The sequence below is a fragment of the Ruegeria sp. AK4 genome, assembly GCF_056541025.1.
This window is the reverse complement of sequence record NZ_JBQFXS010000013.1, coordinates 79,685-100,688: the sequence shown is the minus strand read 5'-3', so window position 1 is coordinate 100,688 and position 21,004 is coordinate 79,685. Positions and strand designations below refer to the sequence as shown.

Annotated in this window: 20 protein-coding genes; 11 read left to right on the top strand and 9 right to left on the bottom strand. The window is 53.5% G+C overall.

The window, feature by feature from the left end; translation table 11 throughout:
* Nucleotides 1-218 precede the first annotated feature (218 nt).
* The 7 genes from ACR0EZ_RS19240 to ACR0EZ_RS19210 all read right to left on the bottom strand — a co-directional run bounded on the left by ACR0EZ_RS19240 (nucleotide 219) and on the right by ACR0EZ_RS19210 (nucleotide 7,892).
* A complete protein-coding gene (locus tag ACR0EZ_RS19240; protein ID WP_480616163.1) occupies nucleotides 219-2,210 on the bottom strand; it encodes a cation:proton antiporter domain-containing protein in 1,992 nt (663 codons plus the stop codon).
* Between the two features lie 3 nt (nucleotides 2,211-2,213).
* Nucleotides 2,214-2,822 (bottom strand): NAD(P)H-dependent oxidoreductase, encoded by a 609-nt coding sequence (locus ACR0EZ_RS19235; protein WP_480616161.1) that lies wholly within the window; start codon nucleotides 2,820-2,822, stop codon nucleotides 2,214-2,216.
* 164 nt (nucleotides 2,823-2,986) lie between these two features.
* Nucleotides 2,987-3,838, bottom strand: a complete 852-nt coding sequence (locus tag ACR0EZ_RS19230; RefSeq protein WP_480616159.1) for a 2OG-Fe(II) oxygenase family protein — start codon at nucleotides 3,836-3,838, stop codon at nucleotides 2,987-2,989.
* Nucleotides 3,839-4,039: 201 nt separating this feature from the next.
* Nucleotides 4,040-4,447, bottom strand: a complete 408-nt coding sequence (locus tag ACR0EZ_RS19225) for a nuclear transport factor 2 family protein (RefSeq protein ID WP_480616157.1) — start codon at nucleotides 4,445-4,447, stop codon at nucleotides 4,040-4,042.
* On the bottom strand, nucleotides 4,447-5,292 hold the full coding sequence (locus ACR0EZ_RS19220; RefSeq protein WP_480616155.1) for an enoyl-CoA hydratase/isomerase family protein: 846 nt from the start codon (nucleotides 5,290-5,292) through the stop codon (nucleotides 4,447-4,449). Before ACR0EZ_RS19220 ends, ACR0EZ_RS19225 begins: the two co-directional genes overlap by 1 nt.
* 205 nt (nucleotides 5,293-5,497) lie before the next feature.
* Complete coding sequence (locus ACR0EZ_RS19215) at nucleotides 5,498-6,643, bottom strand: adenylate/guanylate cyclase domain-containing protein (protein ID WP_480616153.1); 1,146 nt, start codon at nucleotides 6,641-6,643, stop codon at nucleotides 5,498-5,500.
* Between the two features lie 262 nt (nucleotides 6,644-6,905).
* Nucleotides 6,906-7,892, bottom strand: a complete 987-nt coding sequence (locus tag ACR0EZ_RS19210; protein ID WP_480616151.1) for a zinc-dependent alcohol dehydrogenase family protein — start codon at nucleotides 7,890-7,892, stop codon at nucleotides 6,906-6,908.
* 325 nt (nucleotides 7,893-8,217) lie between these two features.
* Between ACR0EZ_RS19210 and ACR0EZ_RS19205 the strand changes: the two genes are divergently transcribed.
* The 11 genes from ACR0EZ_RS19205 (at nucleotide 8,218) to lpdA (ending at nucleotide 18,134) form a co-directional block, all read left to right on the top strand.
* Nucleotides 8,218-9,204 (top strand): thiamine pyrophosphate-dependent dehydrogenase E1 component subunit alpha, encoded by a 987-nt coding sequence (locus tag ACR0EZ_RS19205; protein ID WP_480616149.1) that lies wholly within the window; start codon nucleotides 8,218-8,220, stop codon nucleotides 9,202-9,204.
* Nucleotides 9,205-9,220: 16 nt separating this feature from the next.
* Entirely contained in the window at nucleotides 9,221-10,240 is a 1,020-nt protein-coding gene (locus tag ACR0EZ_RS19200) for an alpha-ketoacid dehydrogenase subunit beta (RefSeq protein WP_480616147.1), read from the top strand.
* 71 nt (nucleotides 10,241-10,311) lie between these two features.
* Complete coding sequence (locus ACR0EZ_RS19195) at nucleotides 10,312-10,545, top strand: biotin/lipoyl-containing protein (protein ID WP_480616145.1); 234 nt, start codon at nucleotides 10,312-10,314, stop codon at nucleotides 10,543-10,545.
* Complete coding sequence (locus tag ACR0EZ_RS19190) at nucleotides 10,542-11,222, top strand: 2-oxo acid dehydrogenase subunit E2 (RefSeq protein WP_480616143.1); 681 nt, start codon at nucleotides 10,542-10,544, stop codon at nucleotides 11,220-11,222. Before ACR0EZ_RS19195 ends, ACR0EZ_RS19190 begins: the two co-directional genes overlap by 4 nt.
* Complete coding sequence (locus tag ACR0EZ_RS19185; protein ID WP_480616141.1) at nucleotides 11,219-11,929, top strand: lipoyl protein ligase domain-containing protein; 711 nt, start codon at nucleotides 11,219-11,221, stop codon at nucleotides 11,927-11,929. Before ACR0EZ_RS19190 ends, ACR0EZ_RS19185 begins: the two co-directional genes overlap by 4 nt.
* A 53-nt stretch (nucleotides 11,930-11,982) precedes the next feature.
* Nucleotides 11,983-12,345, top strand: coding sequence for a putative quinol monooxygenase (locus ACR0EZ_RS19180; RefSeq protein ID WP_480616139.1), 363 nt, complete (start codon nucleotides 11,983-11,985; stop codon nucleotides 12,343-12,345).
* Between the two features lie 138 nt (nucleotides 12,346-12,483).
* Complete coding sequence (locus ACR0EZ_RS19175) at nucleotides 12,484-13,077, top strand: hypothetical protein (RefSeq protein WP_480616137.1); 594 nt, start codon at nucleotides 12,484-12,486, stop codon at nucleotides 13,075-13,077.
* Between the two features lie 11 nt (nucleotides 13,078-13,088).
* Nucleotides 13,089-14,666 carry a GMC family oxidoreductase gene (locus ACR0EZ_RS19170; protein ID WP_480616135.1) on the top strand — a complete coding sequence of 526 codons (1,578 nt, stop codon included), beginning with the start codon at nucleotides 13,089-13,091 and terminating at the stop codon, nucleotides 14,664-14,666.
* 119 nt (nucleotides 14,667-14,785) lie between these two features.
* Entirely contained in the window at nucleotides 14,786-15,376 is a 591-nt protein-coding gene (locus ACR0EZ_RS19165; protein WP_480616133.1) for a VOC family protein, read from the top strand.
* A gap of 65 nt (nucleotides 15,377-15,441) precedes the next feature.
* Nucleotides 15,442-16,716, top strand: coding sequence for a HupE/UreJ family protein (locus ACR0EZ_RS19160; protein ID WP_480616131.1), 1,275 nt, complete (start codon nucleotides 15,442-15,444; stop codon nucleotides 16,714-16,716).
* A 23-nt stretch (nucleotides 16,717-16,739) separates the two neighbouring features.
* Nucleotides 16,740-18,134, top strand: a complete 1,395-nt coding sequence (lpdA, locus tag ACR0EZ_RS19155) for a dihydrolipoyl dehydrogenase (protein WP_480616129.1) — start codon at nucleotides 16,740-16,742, stop codon at nucleotides 18,132-18,134.
* Nucleotides 18,135-18,185: 51 nt separating this feature from the next.
* Here the strand turns inward: lpdA and ACR0EZ_RS19150 are convergent, their stop codons facing one another.
* Both ACR0EZ_RS19150 and ACR0EZ_RS19145 read right to left on the bottom strand, forming a co-directional pair.
* Nucleotides 18,186-20,066: a sigma-54-dependent Fis family transcriptional regulator gene (locus tag ACR0EZ_RS19150; protein ID WP_480616127.1), complete on the bottom strand. Its 1,881-nt coding sequence runs from the start codon at nucleotides 20,064-20,066 to the stop codon at nucleotides 18,186-18,188.
* 95 nt (nucleotides 20,067-20,161) lie between these two features.
* Nucleotides 20,162-20,950 (bottom strand): SDR family NAD(P)-dependent oxidoreductase, encoded by a 789-nt coding sequence (locus ACR0EZ_RS19145; protein ID WP_480616125.1) that lies wholly within the window; start codon nucleotides 20,948-20,950, stop codon nucleotides 20,162-20,164.
* Between the last annotated feature and the right edge of the window lie 54 nt (nucleotides 20,951-21,004).

Sequence of the window (21,004 nt, the reverse complement as noted above, 5' to 3'; positions counted from 1 at the left end):
CTATGACAGATGCCCCAAGGTCTTCCTGTCAGCCATCGCGCTCGCGGCTACGGTCCTATTCTGGCTGTAAATCAATGAGTCTGGAGCCTAGCAGGGTTTGATCTGTTGTATTTGTCGGGTACTTTCCCGGCGATTCTACCGCTCGACACACGCAGAAACCTGATCCGCTTTCTGACTGAGACTCGCTGGTTTCCGTTCTGAACTATACTCTATTGATGTTAAGCCTTCTTGGTTTTCACGTGATTTGCCTTAACTGCCTCGACATCCTTCCCGGACGGCGGCAACCAACCGGAATCTGTTCGATCACCGTAAGCATCGCCTTTACCGAAAATCTGCGCATCGCGTTCCTCCATCAGCGCCCGTGATTTCTCGATGTAGGCAGCGTTTTCCTGCAACGGGATATTGGGATCATAGACTTCAGCCATTTCCTGAAGAATGTGCCGGTCATCCTCTGAAAATTGCCGCGCGAGCAGTTCGGCTTCAAAAGGGTGCATGCCCAAGATTTCAAACGCCGACCGCCCGGTTCGCACCGAGGAGTCAAACGTCTCGCGAATGATTTCTTGCACGCCGGCCGCATAGAGGTCGTAGACATGCTGACGGTCTATCGCCCGCGCGATGATTTTTACATTCGGGTAGCTATGGCGCACGTGGTGTACCAAAGAATTGATCTGCTCTTTCCCGTCAATCGCGACCACCAGCAGCCGTGCTTTAGATATTCCTGCCGCATGCAACAGGTCTGGCCTGGTAGCATCTCCGAAAAACACTTTGAAACCAAACGAACGGAGCAGTTCGAGATGTGACGCGCTGTAGTCGAGAACGGTTGTGGTATACCCCGCCGCGCGCAGCATTCGGTTGACGACACCACCAAAACGCCCGTGACCCACAATAATCACGTCCCCGTCCTCATCAATTGCGTCTGTTTCTCGTTCCTGTTCCTGGGCGGAACGGGGCAGAACGAGTTTTTCGTAGATGATGAACAAGGCCGGAGTAAGCAGCATGGACAGCGCGACAACCAACAGCAGTTGATCAGCGATTGGTTTCGGGATGACGTGGCTTGCGACGGTGAAGGATAGCAAAACGAACCCGAATTCCCCAGCTTGAGCAAGCCCCAATCCAAAGAGCCACTTGTCGTTTCCTTTAATCCGGAAGATGTAAGCCAAAGCAAACAGAACACTGGCTTTCAAAAGGATCACGCCAAGCGTCAGTGCCAAGATGGGCACGAAGTTCTCGCCAAGCAGCGCAAAATCAATTCCTGCACCGACGGTAATAAAGAACAACCCCAGAAGAAGCCCTCTGAATGGATCTATGTTCGATTCCAACTCGTGCCTGTATTCGCTGTTCGCAAGAACCACACCGGCTAAGAAGGTCCCAAGCGCTGGGGACAAGCCGACGACGATCATCAAAAGCGCAATTCCGATAACGAAGAGAAGAGCGGTTGCCACAAATAGTTCACGCAGGCCAGCCATCGCGATGAAGCGAAAGATCGGACGGGTCAGGAATGTGCCACCGAGAACGATGGCGGCGACTGCTCCGATCGTTACGGATGCAACTTGCCAACCGGCCAGACCGTCCACGAGGCTGAGGCTTGCGTGACCATCGCTTCCGTGCCCATCGGATGCGTGCGAGTCTACAGTATGAGCCACTTCAGCCCCGTGACCTGTGTTGGAGACGACACCGAGCGAAATATCTGAGAGTTCCGGTAATGCGAGAAGAGGGATAAATGCCAACATCGGAATGACTGCGATATCCTGAAAAAGCAAGACGGAGAAGCTTGACTGACCTCCCTCCGTTTTCATCAACCCTTTTTCGTTTAGGGTCTGCAAGACAATCGCCGTCGAGGACAAAGCGAGGACCATGCCGATAGCAAGAGAAACCGTCCAGGGCTGCCCAAAGAAAAGCGCGACGACCATCACAAGACCGGTTGTCGCAGCAACCTGAAGTCCGCCTAAACCAAGCAGCTTGGATCGCATGGCCCAGAGCATTCTGGGCTCAAGCTCCAACCCGACAAGGAACAGCATCATCACGACGCCGAATTCAGCGAAATGCTGGATCGAGATTACATCTACGCCGAGTGCCACCAGCACAGGGCTGATCGCAATGCCAGCGATCAGGTAACCCAAGACTGACCCCAGACCCAAACGTGTAGCAATAGGGACCGCGACAACACCAGCTGTCAGAAAGACGAACGCGAGGAGCAAAAAATCGTTCATGGGTCAGGCCTTTTCTCGGATGGGCAGATCGGAAAATGTCATGATGTCTTGTTGCTCAGCCTTTCCGAAATCAAAGGTCTCGTCCTGAAGCGCGTTCAACAGTTTCGTGTAGCCGTTTGTGTGTTTTGCGATGGCACCTTCCTCATCCGCCTGCAGAGCGGAGTACAGCACATATGGCGTCACGAAAGTCATCCGGCAGAGGCGTGCGGTTTGCTCAAGCGGATACAGAAAGGAGCGTAGTGGAAAGTTTTGATACCCTGCGGCGGTATAAGCCTCTTCAGACCCGCCAGTGGTGATTGCAAGCACCATCGACTTGCCTGTCAGCTTGTTCCCGCCGTGACCATATGCAAACCCATGTTGCAGAACGAGGTCCTGCCACTCTTTCAGAAGGCTCGGCGTCGAGTACCAATACAGCGGAAACTGAAACACGATCACGTCGTGATCGAGCATGCGACGCTGTTCCTGTTCGACATTTATGTCGTGGCGGGGGTATTCGGCGTAAAGATCGACGAAGGTTAAACCCTCAACATCCTTGGCCGCTTTTGCCATGACCGTATTTGCTCGGCTATGGCGCTGACCGGGATGGGCGAAATACACGATCACTCTGGACATTTTAGCCCTCACTTCGGTTGTGACTTCGGTGGATCATACGGAGTCAATCCTGGTTGTCGCGGCTCGTCAGCTGCACCGCAACCAGGCACAATTTTGTAACCTGGTAACGCTGTGCAGACTGACGAGGTTTGTTTTGCACCGATGAAGCTGATTCAACGACTCTGCTAAAACGGTGCAAAATTGTCAGACGAGGCCGCTGGCACAGTCCAACGCTGACGCGCGTCTATTTCCTTGTGCTCCGCCCCTTGAGGTGGGATCTGACCGTTTTCACCGTAGAGCCAGAGCACAAAGTTGTAGCGCTCGCCGCTGGTGATCGGCTCGGACGCATGGGGCACACTGCCATGGTGTATCAATGCAGTGCCAGGCTCGAATGTAAGCTTGCTGACCTGACGCGTTTCATTGTCAAAAAAGCTGACAGCAGAACCTGAAAAATCCTCGCCCGGCAGGTTCAGATTGATGTTGAGCGTCACAGCGGACGCGTCGGTATGCGGGCGCAACGAGGTATCTTTGTTTTCTTGCCAGCGGATCGAGAACCCAAAGGTTTGTGTGTCATAGCCGACAACATCGGGGAACAGCAGACGAGAAACCGGCCTCATATAGCTGTCCATCAGCCCTTTATAAAACGCTTGGAAACTTGGGGCCGCAAGATACCCTTCCGAACGCGGATCAAGCAGCGCGCCGCCCCGGTTCAGCACGATCCCATAGGGAGGACGTAGTGGAATTTCCGCGCTGGATACCTCGTCCAGGTAATCCCTGAGAGCGGCGAGCCGTTGCGGGTCGAAGAACTGTGTCGCGTAAACACCAGGAAATACTTCATTCCAAAGTTCTCGAACCGCTGCCTCTTTGGTTGGGTCATCCCATGCTTGCTCGACAGCCGATCGCAGTTGTGGATGAAAAAGGGACGAGTCGAGCACGTGTTCTCGTCCCTCTAAACTTTCCCAATCAGTCCAGGCGTCTTTGAACAAGTCCCGGTTCTTGGTCCAGAATTGTTGAACAGAAGGTGCGCGTTGCAACATCTCGTCTCGTGTAGGTCGCTCGATTGTACGAGCCCGTTCCAGTGAAGTGACTGACATGATTACATTAGTCTCCGTTTGTGGGAGGCCGCGCCGCCTATAGCGCCGCAGCAGCAAGTGAAGTTGTCTAAAATCGCGGGCACCGGGTCCGCCGCCTAACAACGTCTGGACTTGGAAATCGCCCGTCAGCTGCGCAGATTTTGGTCAGACGTCGTCAATTAGGACCTGCTTGAGATGCAGCGTGTCCATGTATTCGCGGATTGCAGTGATCTTGCCGTCCTTCAACGTCACCAAGAAATGGTAGAAGTTGTTGTAGACAGTTCCGTTCACTTTGGTCCCGTAGGACTCCATTTCCATCGCGACCCGATCACCTTCTGCAGTCCAGCCTGTCGGCGCAAGCTGAAGGCCATCAGGCATTCTTTCACGCATCTTTTTGATAAGCTCCGCTATTCCTTGTCGATCCATCCGTGTATCCACAGGTGGGTTGCTTTTGAGGCCCATCGCTTGCCAAACGACGTCCGCGTCCAGCAAGGCCAGTGCCCCCTCAACATCGGTTTCAGAAAACCGCTCAAAAAAGCTTTGAACGGTTTCCTTGTTCTGGGTGGCAGACATCAGTTGATGTCCTGAACCTTCATCACCAGTTCGCTCCAGTTGCGCTGGTTTTCGATGTCATGCTCGAGTCCCTGCTCATCTGCGATAGCAAAGCGTTTGACCGCAGGGGTTTTGCTGGTTGCCTGATACAGCCAATAGGCTTCAGCTTTCAGAGCCTCATCAATCGGCTTATCGATGGACTCGTAGACCATTTGTTTGCAGGCATTGATCGACTCCGCCGGGAACTGTGCGATGCGTTTGGCCAGCGCGTCGACAAATGGTCCGATCTCGTCTGGTTCCAGCGCCTTGTTGATGGTGCCGAACCGTTCCGCGTCATCCGCATCATAGTCCTGCGCGCTGAGGATGATTTCCAGTGCGCGACCCAGACCCGTTTGACGGGCCATGCGTGATGCACCGCCGCCGCAAGGCAGGATACCCATGCCGACTTCCATCTGCATAAACTTGAACTTACCGCGTGCTGCAAATCGCATGTCCAGCGCCAGGGCCAACTCGTGACCGCCACCACGGGCGAAGCCTTCCAGTTTAGCGATGGTCGCCTGTGGTACACGGCTGATCCTTTCGCAGACGGCTTGCAAGTCCAGCAGCTTGGCTTCATCGCGCGACACAGCCTCGGTCGAAATGTCTTTCAACAGTTCAGTGTCATAGTGACAGACCCAGATTTCCGGATTGGCAGATTCAAAGACCACAACTTTTACGCTGCGATCCCTCTCCAGCCGCATCGCGAGGCTGTTCAGATCAGCCAGCATTTCCTGACCCTGAACGTTGACGGATCCGAAATCAAACGTGACGGTAGCGATTGCGTTCTCAACCTTCACGTTAAACGTGCTGAAGTTCTCATACTTCATTTTGGTTCCTCATTTCCTGTTTCGAACCGTTCGGACAAGAACGGTTTTGGAGGTTGGCGTTTCCCTAAGGGCGAAGCGGTTCTTGAAAAACACCCTGCCCGAACCGCAATCTATTGACTGGAAAACTTTAATAAATGGGCATAATCAGATTTCAGTATTTAAAATATTTATATAATAATCCGGAAAATACGGTCATTACCAACCTTCAAACCATTGAACGCAATGAAAACAGTTGCTTTGATTTGTTGAATCCTTTGAGATATCGTGTGCCCAGAGACTCGACCTTGTCATCAAGAAGGCATGCGACGTCTGAAGAGAAAAGCAGGTCTCGTTTCAGGTGTTTACAGCAGCCCTCGATACGGCTTGCCAGATTTACGGCATCGCCAATGACGGTAAAATCCAAGCGCTGCGCCGCACCGATGTTTCCAAAGAAGATTTCACCCAAGTGCAAACCAATGCCCGCATGTAGTGGAGTCCAAGCCGTTTCACTACGCATGCGCTCGTTCAGTAAATCCAGCTCAGATAGTGCTTGTCGCGCGGCTTCAACAGCCGCTTGAGCGGCGCTTTGAGACGTTTCAAAAGAAGCAAATGGAAACACGGCGAGCATACCGTCACCAATAAATTTCAAGACGTCGCCGCCATGCTGATTTACTGCGTCTGCCATGGCTGTGAAGTAATGATCGAGCACCGTTGCGACGGATTGGTTGTCCATGTTTTCCGAAAGCGTAGTAAAACCACGCATATCAGAGCTCCATACAACTGCCCTGATCGGAACGCCCGTTCCCCGCCGGATCGTCCCGCTTGCAACGCGGTCGCCTGCTTCCCATCCAAGATAGGTATAGGAGATGTTCTTCGTAATCCGCTCTGCGACGTGTCGATCCACATGCAAACCGAACAGCTTGATCAAGAGGATCAAACTTTCCAGTTGGTCCGTCTTGAATCCGCCTTGCTGTCGCGTGGCCAGCGTGATCGCGTTAAATCTGCCGCAACTCGCAGACATCGGAAGCGCCACATATTCGGAGAAACCCTCCTTACCAAGACTCTTCATGAGAGGGCTTGCCGCTTCGCCTTCATCGTTTTCAAGAGCCACCCGAACCGTTCGGCCGTACTCCATCACGTTGAAAAGAGGGTTTTTTCTGTAGCCATCAGAATAAAGGGTGTCCTCGCCAATTTGAATCTCATCGCAAAACCCGTCGGTTGTGCTCCAGTTCCACGCATATCCAAAGGCTTGCGGATGCAGCGTTCCAACATTGAGACTCAGACGACCAACCCCCAACCCAGCTTGCACCAACCTTTCCGCAAACTCTTTTGTAAGATCGATGGTGTCTTTAGTCAGAACTGCTGTGTTCAACAGCCAATCCCTGACATCGTCCGGAGCGCATTGTTGATTCAGGTCCAGGTCGAACCGGCTACGCCTGAGCAGACTAACACCAGAAGCATATGTCCTCGGTGCAGGATCCAGTTCGTTGGACCGAGCGTCAGAATTTTGTCGGGTCGCCGAATGCATCGTAATTTAGTTCCTTTAGTTCTCAAACTGAGTTCGAGGAAAGAAAAGAGGGCAGCGGCGCATATGGAATGCGCGCTGCCCGAGAGTTTGGTTTTGGTGAAGTGCCTCAGAGTTCGACAACGACCTTGCCGATGGCTTGACCACTGGTCAGTCGATCATAAGCATCACCAACTTGTTCAAACCCGAAACGCTGGTCATCAAGCAGTGGCTTCAACGCGCCTGCGTCTACGATCTCGGCCAGCTTGGCAAGGATCACGCCATGCTCTTCGCGTTTATGGTCGTGGATCATCGGGATCAGCATGAAGATGATGTGCAGAGACAAACCTTTGAAATGTGCAGGAGTAAGGTCCAGTTCGACCAAAGCAACGGTTGAGGCGATGTTGCCGTTCAGCGCTGCCGCCTCGAAGGAGTTGGTCATGTTTGGGCCGCCGACCGAGTCAAAGATGGTCTCGAAACCTGCACCAGCAGTGTGTTCCTCGACATAGTCTGCGACCTTCTCCTTCATGAAATCGATTGCCGTCGCACCGTAGCTCTCGATCATTTCAAGTTGCGACGCACCGGTTCCGGTTGCGAAGACGTCTGCACCAATATGCCTGGCAACTTGCACGGCTAAGTGGCCGACTCCACCGGCACCACCTTGCACCAGAACCTTCTGACCTGCTTGAGTACCTGCGCGGGTCAGCCCCTCATAGGCAGTAATGCCGACCAACGGGATCGCAGCAGCTTCTCGCATCGAAAGGGACTTGGGTTTGTGTGCAATAAGACGCGCATCAGCGACCATGTATTCAGCCAGTGCGCCCTGTAGCTTCAGTAGACCGCCAGCACATCCGTAAACCTCATCGCCTACCTTGAAGCCTCTCACGCCGTCCCCAACGGCCTCGACAGTTCCAGCAAAGTCCATACCCAGAACAGCGGGTAGTTCGGGCGAGAGAGGGAGATCCGTGCCCATCGCGCGGATCATAGTATCCACTGTGTTCACGCTGGTGGCTGCAACGCGCACGATAACATAGCCGGGGTCGGCAGTGGGCGTATCAATCTCAGCGAGTTCGAACTTTGCGTTCTCGCCGTACTCAATAAGGGTCATTGCTTTCATTGGGCATCTCCGGATGGATGTTTGACGGCTCATACGTAGATTGAACACCCAGCCGGATAAATTGATCTAAATCGGAGTTCAGTTTTCCGATTCTGAGAATAATTTGGGTGAATCTCCAATATCGGTTTTGGTACGTACCCACAGGCGGTGGTGGTGAAAGTTTGGGGTGCCGTTGTCTCAAACTGTCTCAAACTGTCTCGCGGTGAGACAGTTAAGCAATTGGCGAGATGCAGGACCAACGAGTTCCTTGCCGAATTCAGCGCTTCTCGCCAGCCTTCCCAACGAAACATGAGCGACATCATGATCGCATGCTTGGGAGGAGCGCATGACACCAACTCGCGAAGAACAGCATTGGATGTATCGCAATATGGTCACGAGCCGCCGGTTCGAAGAAACTATTGCGGGCATCTATTTCGAGGGCAAAACGCCCGTTTTTAATATGGCTAACGGACCGATCCCTGGGGAAATGCATCTCAGCGACGGTCAGGAGCCGGTCGCCGTCGGCGTATGTGCGCACCTCAACCCTGATGACGTCGTAACAGCAACGCATCGCCCACACCATCAAGCGATCGCCAAGGGTGTCGATCTGGACAAAATGGCAGCAGAAATCTTTGGGAAAAAGACAGGCCTGTCCGGTGGGCGCGGTGGTCACATGCATATCTTTGATGCTGACGTGAATTTTGCCTGCTCGGGGATCATCGCCCAAGGCATGGGGCCAGCCGTAGGCGCGGCACTTTCCCGCAAGATGCAAAACAAACCCGGAGTAGCGGTCGCGTTTGTTGGCGAAGGCGCAGTTAACCAGGGCGGTTGGCATGAAGCCATGAATTTGGCCGCCGTTTGGAACTTGCCCTTTGTCTGCGTGATCGAGGACAATGCATGGGGCATCTCCGTTTCCAAAGAAGCCTCAACAGCCGTTACGAACAATGCGGATCGCGCTGCGGCTTACGGCATCCCCGGGAAACGCATCGAAGGTAATGATCCTTTCGCGATCTATGACGCAGCCGGAGAAGCCATAACGCGCGCACGCGCTGGCGAAGGTCCGACCCTTCTGGAAATCGAGACATATCGCCTGGCGGGGCATTTCATGGGAGATGCGGAAGGCTATCGGCCAGAAGGCGAAAAGGACGCGCTTTTCGAGAAGGATCCAATCCCGAAGATGCGGACCAAAATGCTTGCCGATGGCATAGCCACCGAAGCTGAGCTCGACGCAATCGAAGCCGAAAGCGCGGCACGCGTCGAGGCTGCAATCAAATTCGCCCGGGAAAGCGAAGAGCCAGAACCTGAAGATGCACTGACAGCAGTCTTTGCCTGAGCTGGAGGGAGGAAAAATGAACAAACCAAACGAAAGAAAGCTGACTATCGCCCGAGCTATGGCCGAAGCGATGCAGCAGGAAATGCAGATTGACCCTTCCGTATTCGTAATGGGTGAAGATATCGGTGCACTGGGCGGAGTTTACGGCAATACGCGCGGCCTCTTGGACGAGTTTGGCGCCGAACGGGTTCGCGACACTCCGATCTCGGAAACAGCGTTTATTGGTGCCGCAGTTGGTGCAGCCCAGGATGGTATGCGGCCGGTCGTAGAATTGATGTTCGTGGACTTCTTCGGCGTTTGCTTCGATGCGATCTACAATCTAATGGCCAAGAACATCTACTTCTCGGGTGGCAATTTCAAAGTACCGATGGTGCTGATGACTTCGACCGGAGGCGGCTACTCGGACGCTGGTCAGCACTCGCAATGTGTCTACGGCACATTTGCCCATTTACCGGGTATGAAAGTCGTGGCTCCTTCCAACGCTTACGACGCCAAAGGGTTGATGACGGCAGCAATGCGTGACGATAGCCCCGTGGTCTACATGTACCACAAAAGCCTTCAAGGGATGGGGTGGTTAGGTACCGAGGCCGGAGCAACGGTTCATGTTCCCGAGGAAAGTTACACCGTGGAAATCGGCAAGGCCAAAGTGGTTCGCGAAGGTTCAGATGTCACCATTGTTAGCCTTGGCATGGGCGTTCACAACGCATTGAAGGCGGCTGCCAAGCTGGAAGCGCAAGGCGTTAGTGCCGAAGTTGTCGACCTCGTCAGCCTCGTGCCGCTGGACCGAGAAACGATCCGCGCCTCGGTGGCCAAGACCGGCCGACTGATCGTCGTTGACGAAGACTACATGAGTTATGGTGTCTCCGGTGAAATCATCGCGACAGTTACAGAGCATGACATCTCGGTGCTGAAAGCTGCGCCAAAGCGGATCGCGTTCCCGGATGTGCCGATCCCGTTCTCACGCGTCATGGAGCAACACTGCTTGCCGAACCCGGACAAGATCGTCGCAGCCTGGAACGACATGAAAGCCGCCTGATCTAAACACCAGTGGAAACCAACAAGCACGGGGCAGCACATTGCGGCCCCGAACAAGGAAGGAGTGCCTAAATGGCAACTGATATCGTTATCCCTTCGGACCTTTGGGAAGAGGACGAGGAAACCGTCATCACAAGCTGGCTGGTTGATGATGGATCTACCGTCGAAGAAGGCGCCCTGATCGCCGAAATTATGACGGCCAAGGTTCAGTATGAAATCCTTGCCCCAGCATCGGGGACTATAAGCATCAAAGAAGAGGCCGATGCTGTCGTCGCCAAAGGCGCCGTGATCGGATCGATAGAATGAGCGGTGAAGTGAAAACTGTCCCGCTCAAGGGTGTGCGCGGGATGATCGCTGACGCGATGGTGAAAAGCCTGCAGACAGCCGCTCAGCTAACGCATCAGGGCAGCGCCGACGCGACGGCTCTTTTGGCGGAAAAGGCCCGGTTGGCCGAGGCAGGAATCAAGGCTTCGGTTGAAGATCTTTTGATGTCAGCGGTCATCCGCGCTTTGAAAAAGAACCCAGACGCCAATGGCAGAGTGGAAGGAAAAGAAGTCAAACTTTTTAGCGCAATCGATCTGTCGGTTGCGATTGCCTTGCCAGGCAACTTGTTGGTCGCACCAGCGATCTTCGGTGCGGGTGAGATGGATGTTTCTGAACTGAGGGCGGCGCGACAAGACCTTGCCGCTCGGGCAAAGACCAACAAGCTCAGCGTAACAGAAATGACTGGCGGCACGTTCACTGTAAGTAATCTTGGATTGACCAGGGTCGAGCACTTCACACCAATCATCAATGCCCCGCAAATCTGCATTCTGGGTATTGGGCGCCTTATTGACAGGGCAGTTAGAGGTGAAGATGGCGGCATTGAACTGCGTCCGCATGTGGGCCTGTCATTAACTTTTGACCATCGTGCCCTCGACGGAGCCCCGGCGGGCGACCTCCTGACTTCGATATGCGAAGAAATTGAAGGAATGGGCAAATGACCGGCCTTCTACGTCAGTTTTCCAGCCCGGAAGAGGGTTTGGTTTTTGAAGCCAAGCTTTTTTCCGCACGGGAATCTGCCGTGGGCCTCTGGGCCAGCGAAAACGAAGCACTGGTCTGTCCGGCTTCGTATCGCAAAAGCCCTGGTTTCAAAGAAGCTGCAGCGCATTCGCTAAAGCGAGGTTGGCCTATCTTTACTCGGCCAACCGGGGGCGGTGCTGTTCCGCAAGGGTCGGGGATTGTCAATCTGGCGATCACTTTTAACGCGCCGCGCGGCTTCACGATCAATGATGGCTATAGGCTAATTACCGGCATCATCCGAGACGGGCTTGGTTCCACAGGAAACCGGCTGGCAACAGGTCCAACGCCGACCAGTTTCTGCGACGGCGACTGGAATCTCTCTCTTGGGGGCAAGAAGGTCGTAGGCACAGCACAGCGCTGGAAGCCGCTTGGTGAAACCAACACCCGGGTTTTGGCGCATGCCCTGATCCTGACACAAGGCCCAGTTGAACCCGGCGCACGGGCAGTAGACGCCTTTAATGCCGACCTCGGATTAGGTGCGGTCTCTTGTGCCGCTCACACGAGTTTGGAGCTTGCCACGGACAAGGCCATGCGGGCTCCTCGCACCCTCGTTCAAGACCTGCACGCAGCTTCAGTTTCAGCTCTGCGATCCATCCACTTCGAAGCACAGACCTCTGTCGCGGCATGAGCAAAGACATAAGCCGCAAGAGGAGAGCGGCTTTTAAGTAAAGGGAGGAAACCATGTCCAACGAAACGATCCACATTCACCTAAAAGTTGGTGTGCCCTCAGAAAACGGCGATAAGTTCGAAGACCTCATGACTGAGCTCGTCGCGAGAACTCAAAACGAGCCGGGCACACTGGTTTACGAATGGTATCGAACTGACGACGGCAACACCTGGCACATCATTGAAAGATATGCGGACGCTGAGAATGGCGACCTGCATGTGAAAGGGTTTGCCGAAAACTACGCTGGCCGGTTCTTCGATCTGATCGACGGGTGCGAAGCCATCGTATCGGAAAATGCGACTCCATACATCCGCGGCATCCTGGAGGGTATCGCGCCCCTATACGTCTCGCAGAAAGGCGGATTTCACCGCTTCTGATCCACGCAATTCGCCAGCGACCGACGCAAGAGTTTCCCCACGGTTTCTCGACGGGACCTCGTACGCGCCGCTGCCCAGGGATTCAATGGGCGATCCAACACGCCCAGCCAACAAGACAGCTAAAATCTGGAGGAGAAAATGAACATACGTTTCCATCGTCAAAAGCGGCGGGGTTTGGACACATCAGGTGTCAGTCGCCGCATGTTTCTAATGACGACTGCGATGGCTGGCGTCACGACAAGCGCGATGCTTGGCAGTGCGAGCCCTGCTTTCGCCGCCGTCTTTGATGAGGCGGAAAGCGCGACGCTTCTGCAAATGACTCAGGACATATATCCCCACCCGGACCTTCTGGAAATCAGCCACTATCAGACGATTGCAGACACGGTCACCACAAATGCCGAGGGGGCTGCGGACACTGCGGACGGCTTGCGGGATGGGCTGAAGCGGATCAACGAGCAGGCAGAAGCCCTGTTTGGGGTGCCATACGTTGAAATTGACGATCCAGACGCACGCGAAGGCCTCCTTCGAAAATTCCAAAACGAAGGCTTCTTCCAAGGCGTACGCTGGACCGCCTATTTCGCCATCTACAACAACAAAGATGTGTGGCCGCTGTTTGGATACCAAGGCTCTTCCGTTGAGCACGGCGGCTACATCGACCGTGGATTTTCAGACATCACCTTCGTTCCTCCGGGCCCGACCCTGGAAGAGCGGTTGGCGCAAGTTCAGGGCTAAGGGAGGCGATCATGGCTACGTTTGAAAAAGACGACGACAGCGTTGTTGTCATCATCGGTTCAGGTGCCGGAGGTGGAACCCTTGCGTATGAACTGGCGCAAAAAGGGATCAAATCCGTCGTGCTGGAAGCTGGGCCCCGGTTCGACAGTACCGACATGGAAAACGATGAATGGACCCAGTTCCAGAAATTGTCGTGGCTGGACAAAAGATACTCAGGCGGCGGTTGGCATGGTTCCGTCAACCACCCAAACTTGCCGGCTTGGATCGTCAAGGGCTACGGGGGATCGACCGTGCACTGGGCGGGTGTCGCTCTGCGATTTAAGGACTTTGAGTTCAAGACCCGCTCAACCTATGGCGAAATTGCAGACGCGAATATCGAAGATTGGCCCTTTTCACTGGAAGAGATGACGCCCTGGTACGAAAAGGCTGAGCTCAAAATGGGTGTGACCGGCAAGACCACGGGCATGCCACACCTGCCTTGGAACAACGGCTTCCGCGTCCTCGCAGAAGGATGTCGTCGCACTGGTCGCACGGATTACGCGTCTGGTCCGATGGCTATAAACTCCATTGATCGCGATGAACGTCCGGCCTGCATGCAGATCGGGTTCTGTATGCAGGGCTGTGCAATCGGTGCCAAATGGTCGACGATGGTTGCAGAACTTCCCAGAGCTGAGGACACCGAATTCTGTGAAGTCCGCACGGATGCCATGGTGCTGAAGATTGAGCATGATGAAACTGGGAAGGTGACCGGCGTCCTTTATGCGGACGCGGAAGGTAACCAACACCTGCAGAATGCACGCATTGTTTGCGTTGCCGGGAACTCAATCGAGAGCCCACGCCTGCTGCTCAATTCCGCTTCTACAATGTTCCCCGACGGTCTCGCAAATTCATCAGGACAGGTTGGCAAGAACTACATGGTGCATACCACGGGCGGCCTTTACGCAGCCATGCCCGAGCCAGTCCACATGTTCCGCGGCACCTCGGTGGCAGGCATTGTCGGAGATGACGTCAAACACGACCCCTCGCGCGGTTTCTCTGGTGGTTTTTACTTGGAGTTCCTGTCACTTGGCCTGCCGTTCATGGCTGCATTTTTGGAACCAGGCAACACGGGCTGGGGACGCAGCGTTTCCAGTGCACTTGAGAAGTATGATCATATGTCTGGTGTCTGGGTGCTGGGTGAAGACCTGGCGCAAGAGCAGAATGGGGTGGCTCTGCATGATAGCGAAGTAGACCAGTATGGTTTGCCTGTGCCAATCGTGTCGAAGACCCCGCATATCAACGACGTCAACATGACCAACTACATGTACGAGTCGACAGCTCAGATTTATGAGTCGGTCGGGGCAACCGATATCTACGAACTGCCTGCCTATCCCGCGTCTCACAACATGGGTACCAACCGGATGCATGCCGATCCGGCGAAAGGTGTGGTCAATGCCTATGGCCAATCGCACGACATCTCAAATCTTTTTGTGTCGGATGGTAGTCAGTTCACATCATCGGGCGCCTGCAATCCGACGCTAACGATTGTCGCTTTGGCGATCCGACAGGCGGAATACATCGCGCAAGAGATGAACGCCCAAAACATCTGAAATCGCATGCGTCTCTCCCTGGTGCGGTCAGGCCTTTGTGCCTGGCTGCATTGGAGGAGGAACGAGTGCGAACCATCGCGTGCGAACGCCGAATAACTAACAAACTTAAGGAGGATAAGATGTTAAAAAAGTTAAGTAAATTTGCCTGCGCCACGGCACTGACTCTGGGCATTCCAGCATCTGCGTTTGCCGAGCTACCAGGTATGCGGGGAACTCAACATATCGGCATCACCGTACCCAACGTGGACGAAGCCGTTGAGTTTCTCGTCGACATCATGGGATGCGAGGCGTTTTTCTCTTTCGGTCCTTTTGGTCCGTTTGAAGATGACTGGATGACAAAAAACCTGAACGTGAACCCGCGCGCGGTCATCGAAGTCATTACAATGGTTCGGTGCGGCAACGGTCCGGCTTTTGAAGTGTTCAAATACACATCGCCGGATCAGAACCCGAACCCGCCAAAGAACAGCGACATCGGTGGGTACCACATCGCTTTTTATGTCGATGATATCAACGAAGCGACCCAGTACCTGCGTGATAACGGTGTACAGGTCTTGGAAAGCCCTCACCCGCTGACGGGCACATTGTTGGAGGGGATGGACTGGGTCTATTTTCTGACGCCTTGGGGCATGCAGATGGAAATCGTCAGCGCGCCCAACGGCATTCTGGACGAAAAGCAGAATAATCGGAATTTCTGGGACCCGCGCTCCTGAAGATAATCCAAATACGAAAACGGGCTGCGGCACCCCAAGCCGCCACCCTTCTTAAGGAGGCGAACATGGCTTGGTTGAGCTCCTCGAAATATACACGACGCCAGCCTATCTTAACGGGTGTTTTAGTTCTCTTACTAGCGCTCTGCTGGTGGCCGCAGCGAGGATACGCTCACTTCAGCTATTCCGACCCGCGGATCATCCACATTGTTGACGACGGCGGAGACCAAGCACTCGTTCTCATTCGCATGCCCGCTCCTTTGGCTCTGCTTCCCGACGATTGGCAAGGACAGAGCGAAACTCGCTTACCCCCATTTGGTATCAGCAACGGTGCTGACACTTTTCTGGATGCGCATGCGATTGAAAACAACACACTTGAGCTTTTGGACGTATTGAACCGATCGTTGTCTATTTGGATTGATGGGCATAGATCAGATACGAAAGTTGAGCAAGTTCGGTTCTGGGCTGATACTGAGAGGCCCTCATTTGGAACTGTCAAATCTGCAAAGGCAGCATTTCAAGAGGCCGCCCAAACAAATGTGGCAGCCTTGCCATACTTCGACCTCACTGTAGACGTCGCGCTTTCGGTCCCGGCTGGATCTCTAAATCAGGATCTGCGCGTTGCTTCGGATCTTGGTAAGAATTTTCAGGTGATGGACAGGTTTGGAACTGTCGTGAAGCTACATCGCAGCAACTCAATCGAGACGCAGGCGATGATTGGGGTGCTGGATGTCTCGTATCCAGCGGCTTCAAACAAATGGATCGTTATGCGCGATGCGGCCTTAATCGGAGCAGAACATATTTACTTTGGTCTTGATCACCTGGCCATAATTGTCCTTATCGCTATTGCCGCACAAAGCTGGCGCCAAGCTCTGGGGATGGCTTCGGCCTTCACCATTGGACATATGATCACTCTTGCTGCCGGCCTCTACGGCATCGCCCCGGCAACGATCTGGTTCATACCGTTGGTGGAATTTAGCATTGCGCTATCGATCGTTGTTGCTGGCGCTTTTATATGCTTTCAGATCAGACATCCGCTGGGTTGGTTAGCGTTGTTCGTCATTGGGCTGGTCCATGGCTACGGGTTTGCCGCCTCTGCGTCTCAGGCAATGTTTGCAGGTCAGTTTGATTTCCTCGACCTATTGGCATTCACCTTTGGGCTGGAAGCCTGCCAATTCGCGATCTACGCCATGATCCTACCGATCATCCTGCTGACAGATCGCCTATTCCCATTGCTACACGACACGTGGCGCAGAGGTGTTGCGGTGTTCATCGCGCTGTTTGCCGCGTCCGCTACATTCACCCGCGTTACTGAAGCAGCAGACGCTTTTGGCCTAGTTTAGACCATTCACCTCGGAGATCCAAAATGACTGAAACAAAATTCGATATGATCGTAATCGGAGCAGGACCAGGTGGTTATGTTGCTGCAATCCGTGCAGCCCAACTGGGGTTGGATGTCGTTTGTATCGAGCGTGAACACCTCGGTGGTATTTGTCTGAACTGGGGCTGCATTCCCACAAAGGCACTTCTCCGCTCGAGCGAAGTGCTACACTTAGCTCAGAATGCAAAAGACTTTGGCCTCAAGATTGAAGATCCGGAACACGATCTCGAAGCCATTGTCGTGCGGTCTCGGAGGGTTGCCAAACAGCTTTCAAATGGCGTTGGTTATTTGTTCAAGAAGAACAAAGTTCCATCCATTATGGGTGAAGCGCGCTTGGCCGGGAATGGCGAAGTTGTTGTGAAAACCAACGATGGCGAAAAGAAACTGCGTGCTAACAATATCGTTCTGGCAACCGGTGCACGCGCGAGAGATCTTCCTGGACTTGAAGCTGATGGGAAACGCGTTTGGTCTTACAAACATGCTTTGCAGCCGCCGCATGAACCGAACAAGCTGCTGGTCATCGGTTCCGGTGCGATCGGTATCGAATTTGCCAGTTTTTACAACGCGATCGGAGCAAAAACGACCGTAGTGGAAGTAATGGGTCGCATTTTGCCTGCCGAAGACGCCGAGATATCGACCTATGCCAAGAAGAGCTTCAGCAAACAGGGCATGAAGTTTTTCGAGGGCTCGAAAGTTACGCAGCTTGAACGTCACAGCGACCGAGTTGTCGCTCATATCGTAAAAGACGGCGAGGTAACGGTTCAGGATTTTGACACCGTGATTTCAGCTGTTGGCATCACCGGTAACGTTGAGAACCTTGGTCTCGAAGAGATGGGTATTGAGATCGACCGAAATCACGTCGTCACAGACGAGTATTGCCGCACCAATATACCTGGACTCTATGCTATCGGAGATGTCGCGGGGGCTCCTTGGCTTGCTCACAAGGCAAGTCATGAGGGTGTTATGGTCGCTGAACTCATTGCTGGACTTGAAGGTCACCCTGTTAAGCCGGAGAGTATTGCAGGTTGCACATATTGCCACCCTCAGATCGCGAGCGTTGGGATGACCGAAGCGCAAGCAATCGAAGCCGGATTTGAAATAAAAGTCGGGCGGTTTCCTTACCAGGGCAATGGCAAAGCCATTGCATTGGGCGACGCGCAGGGGATGATCAAGACCGTCTTTGATGCCAAAACCGAGCGATTGCTTGGAGCGCATATGGTCGGGGCCGAAGTGACCGAACTGATCCAAGGATATGTCGTCGGGCAAAAGCTCAATGCAACAGGTCCAGATTTGATGGAAACTGTATTCCCGCACCCAACGCTTAGCGAAATGATGCATGAAAGCGCTCTCGATGCTTTCGGAAGAGTCATCCACAAGTAGCTTCGCTCAATCGCTCGTCAGCAACATTACTTGTTGCCGACCATGTTGATGCTAACGGGGTCGCGCGATGCCATATTGTTTCATCTTTCGATGAATGGTTGCGCGGCCCATTCCTAAGTTACGCGCTGCTTTCGAAACGTTCCATCGGGCTCCGATCAGCGCGTCCTGAATGAGTGTCTGCTCATCATAGTTCGAATTTGACTGGTCGGAATAATTCTGCCTTGTCTCTACGATCTTGCGGGTTTCTGACCCAGATATGGTGCATTCCGGTAGGTCCAGCCGTGAGATACGACGACCATCCCCTTCCATAAGCGATTGCTGCAGGGCGTTTTTGAGCTCTCGGACATTGCCTGGCCAATCAGAGCAGGAGATCAAGCTTTTTGCTTCTTCTGTTATTTGCACTGCCTCTCCCGCCAACTGCCGAGCGATCTCGCCAGCCAAGACCTCGATGCGTTCACGGTGTCGAAGAGGAGGAAGTTGAACAATCGTATTTGCCAGCAGGAAATAAAGATCATCACGGAACAACCCGTCCTGGACGGCAACGCGAAGCGGTTGACGGCACGTTGCTATTATTCTCGGTGTCGGTCCCGAATACTGCTCTTCGAGTAGCAACCCGTCTGCTTCAATTTCACCCATCAGCATCCTGAGTCGAGCCTGCGCGAACTCTGGCAGTTCGTCTACGTTCTCAAAAACCAGAACAATATGTTCCTGGTCTGCCATTCCAAAGGAACTCGCAATACGCGCTTGTTCCAGCAAGGTCTGAAAGTAAAGTTTGTCCTGTTCAGATTCACCCAGAGACGCACAATCAACGGTCGTTACACGTGCTGAGTCGAACTTGGTAGCTTCAAGGATCGCTACAATGAGGGCAGACTTACCGGTACCGGACTCACCTTCGATCAAGAAGGGTAATCCCTTTCTGAAGTTGGCCAGGGCCCTCGTACAAAGCGCAGCCATTCGATCGCTTCCGATTGAAAGCTGGCGTAACGAGGTGGCCAGTCGGGTACGTTTTGGTCTTAGCGAAGTTGTCGTTTTTCGGTTTTTCCATGACGCTGGAGAAGCGCGCTTACCGCTCTTAGTTAGCGCCGAGAAATTTAGAACTGTTCCGTTCTTGGATCGAACACTCGTTACTCTTTCGGGGACTGTTTCCATAACTTTTGAATCAGTACCGAACACTAACTCAAAGGCCTTCCCTTTTAGTGCCGCGGGAGTTTTTTCACCTACGAGGCGGTGTGCCCCTGCTGTAGTGCCCAAGATGATCCCAGCTTCGTTCAATGCCACATGTTCATCCCGCTTCAGCAAGTCGCGCCCATCAGCTGAGGAAACAGATATGATCAATTTATCTGCAAACTGCTTTTCGAATAGTATGCGTTGGATTCTGTCTGCGGCGGCGCCCAAAAGCTGAGACGCAAAGAGATAGTCTAACGAGTTATTGCGATCCAGCATGGCCAAGCTGATTGCACCGAGTGTCTGGTTTTCTGCGTCAAAAATAGGGGCAGCTGTGCAGGCGAATGGACGCAAAGAAGAAAAGTAGTGGTTTCCTCCGCTAACGGTGAAGGCATCTCTCTCAGATAACGCCATGCTAACACCATTAGTTCCTGCAATTCGCTCATCCCAACAGGAACCGACGGCGATGCCGTTTTCTTCAAAAACGGACCGGCCCTGGTCGGTGCCCTCCAGACGAACCGAAACACCATCGGTGTCCGTGACAACAAGGCAATGGCCGGCATTGGCTGCTATTTTAGCGAGTTGGCTGATTATCCCTTGGCGGCCGCCGGAACGTTCTACCAATTCCTCTAACCGAGGAGCCACTTCAGATGATTGTAGGCGAAGGATGGGGCGAGCTGTATCCCGAACAAGCTTGTACTTGAGCTCACAGCGTTCCCACGATTCACTAATAGCATTTCCAAAGTGTAAGGAATTATCGGTTTCCACCCTATGTCCTCCCCGTGCCATCAGCTTACAGCATTGAGAGCAATTTCGACAAAAAAACGTCGATGCTCCCGCGGTTTTCCCGCCTGTCTGAGAGTTTACCGCGAGGTGGCTGTGACCTCTTGGATAGCTTTCATCACAGATTTTCTATGGTCTTCATCCATTGCTGCTGAATGGGGTTTGGCCAACTGTCCCGAGTCGTTGTCGAAGTACTTGCCGGAAGCATTGGAAAACTCGGGGTCAAGTGCGGTACGGCATATGATGTCCGCGCCTATGCTCATATCATTCCCTGCGACGCCAAACCCCTCTTTCACCATCTTGGAGGCAAGCAGTGAGCCGGGATTCACCGCAATGACAGACGGGCCATTTGGCAGCGCTTTTGCCAGTTCCTGTGACCAGATAGTGATCGCCAGTTTGCTTTGGGCATAGGCCCCAAAATCGTCCAGCGGACCATGACCGACCATTGCCTTTGCATCGACTGGGGATTGTGCGGCCGACGACAAGTTAATTATACGGCCATCTTGCGGGATGATCGGCAACAGCCGTTGCGTCAGCACCCACGGCGCGAACGTATTCACCACAAAGCGAACGTCGAAGCCATCCGGTGTTCGTGTGGTAGGCGTCTTGTAGACGCCAGCATTGTTGATCAAGACATCGATGCGGTCATGTCGCTCAAGAATCTCTGTCGACAACGCTTCGACATCACTCAGTTTTGAAAAGTCGGCGACATAGCTTTCTGTATGGTCGCCAACTTCTGCTGCAGCCACCTCAAGTTTTGGTTGGTTTCGACCATGTAGCAGAATTCTATGACCTTGTGCCGAGAGGGTTTTGGCAGTCAAGAGACCGAGGCCGTCCGTTGATCCAGTGATAAGAATTGTTTTGGACATGGTTCGTTCCTTTGTTCGTAAGCCGGGCTTCGGACATTTGAGGATGGACTGCAC

Coding starts and splice junctions, on each gene's coding strand:
- ACR0EZ_RS19240 (WP_480616163.1), bottom strand. CDS start 2,210: ATGAACGATTTTTTGCTCCTCGCGTTCGTCTTTCTGACAGCTGGTGTT.
- ACR0EZ_RS19235 (WP_480616161.1), bottom strand. CDS start 2,822: ATGTCCAGAGTGATCGTGTATTTCGCCCATCCCGGTCAGCGCCATAGC.
- ACR0EZ_RS19230 (WP_480616159.1), bottom strand. CDS start 3,838: ATGTTGCAACGCGCACCTTCTGTTCAACAATTCTGGACCAAGAACCGG.
- ACR0EZ_RS19225 (WP_480616157.1), bottom strand. CDS start 4,447: ATGTCTGCCACCCAGAACAAGGAAACCGTTCAAAGCTTTTTTGAGCGG.
- ACR0EZ_RS19220 (WP_480616155.1), bottom strand. CDS start 5,292: ATGAAGTATGAGAACTTCAGCACGTTTAACGTGAAGGTTGAGAACGCA.
- ACR0EZ_RS19210 (WP_480616151.1), bottom strand. CDS start 7,892: ATGAAAGCAATGACCCTTATTGAGTACGGCGAGAACGCAAAGTTCGAA.
- ACR0EZ_RS19205 (WP_480616149.1), top strand. CDS start 8,218: ATGACACCAACTCGCGAAGAACAGCATTGGATGTATCGCAATATGGTC.
- ACR0EZ_RS19200 (WP_480616147.1), top strand. CDS start 9,221: ATGAACAAACCAAACGAAAGAAAGCTGACTATCGCCCGAGCTATGGCC.
- ACR0EZ_RS19195 (WP_480616145.1), top strand. CDS start 10,312: ATGGCAACTGATATCGTTATCCCTTCGGACCTTTGGGAAGAGGACGAG.
- ACR0EZ_RS19190 (WP_480616143.1), top strand. CDS start 10,542: ATGAGCGGTGAAGTGAAAACTGTCCCGCTCAAGGGTGTGCGCGGGATG.
- ACR0EZ_RS19185 (WP_480616141.1), top strand. CDS start 11,219: ATGACCGGCCTTCTACGTCAGTTTTCCAGCCCGGAAGAGGGTTTGGTT.
- ACR0EZ_RS19180 (WP_480616139.1), top strand. CDS start 11,983: ATGTCCAACGAAACGATCCACATTCACCTAAAAGTTGGTGTGCCCTCA.
- ACR0EZ_RS19175 (WP_480616137.1), top strand. CDS start 12,484: ATGAACATACGTTTCCATCGTCAAAAGCGGCGGGGTTTGGACACATCA.
- ACR0EZ_RS19170 (WP_480616135.1), top strand. CDS start 13,089: ATGGCTACGTTTGAAAAAGACGACGACAGCGTTGTTGTCATCATCGGT.
- ACR0EZ_RS19165 (WP_480616133.1), top strand. CDS start 14,786: ATGTTAAAAAAGTTAAGTAAATTTGCCTGCGCCACGGCACTGACTCTG.
- ACR0EZ_RS19160 (WP_480616131.1), top strand. CDS start 15,442: ATGGCTTGGTTGAGCTCCTCGAAATATACACGACGCCAGCCTATCTTA.
- lpdA (WP_480616129.1), top strand. CDS start 16,740: ATGACTGAAACAAAATTCGATATGATCGTAATCGGAGCAGGACCAGGT.
- ACR0EZ_RS19145 (WP_480616125.1), bottom strand. CDS start 20,950: ATGTCCAAAACAATTCTTATCACTGGATCAACGGACGGCCTCGGTCTC.